The 482-nt window shown below is 59.5% G+C and carries 1 pseudogene; it reads left to right on the top strand.

Annotated elements, in window-relative coordinates:
* Positions 1-482 (top strand): annotated as a pseudogene (locus E3E29_RS11350) (hypothetical protein); the annotation flags it as partial.

A 482-nucleotide genomic window follows, 5' to 3' on the forward strand; every position in this document is an offset into this window, starting at 1 on the left:
TAGCCTTGTGAAGGGTGAGAACCTCACCGTTGAGGTGTCCGTAGTCCCGATTCCCCTCAAGCCCGACGAGGTCACCGCGGAGATGGAGGGACAGCTCGTCGCTGTTGTCGGCAAGGTCACGGACGTGGCCAACCTCAGCGGCAACCTCAAGATAGTCGTCGGCGACTTGCCGGTCTTCGTGCCGCGCTCCACTGCGAACGAGCTTTCCTACGTCCCAGAGGTCGGCGACGTAGTTAAGGTCGGTGGCTACGTCGAGGAGTACAGAGGAGAGCCAGAGGTGGTTGTCTTCACTCCGAATGCCGTTGTGAAAGCCGAACTCGGCGGAGAGGCCCAGTTCGTCACGGTCTCGGACCTTAAGACTGCACAGGGGCTAGTCTGGCTCGTGGTGAAGTGGGACACTTTGGCCTACGAGAAGCCGAACTACATCATGAGCATCAGAGACGAAACCGGAAAGGCCTCCCTAGATCGGAAGAGCGTCGGGT

It is taken from the genome of Thermococcus sp. Bubb.Bath (genome assembly GCF_012027595.1).
Classification (GTDB): domain Archaea; phylum Methanobacteriota_B; class Thermococci; order Thermococcales; family Thermococcaceae; genus Thermococcus.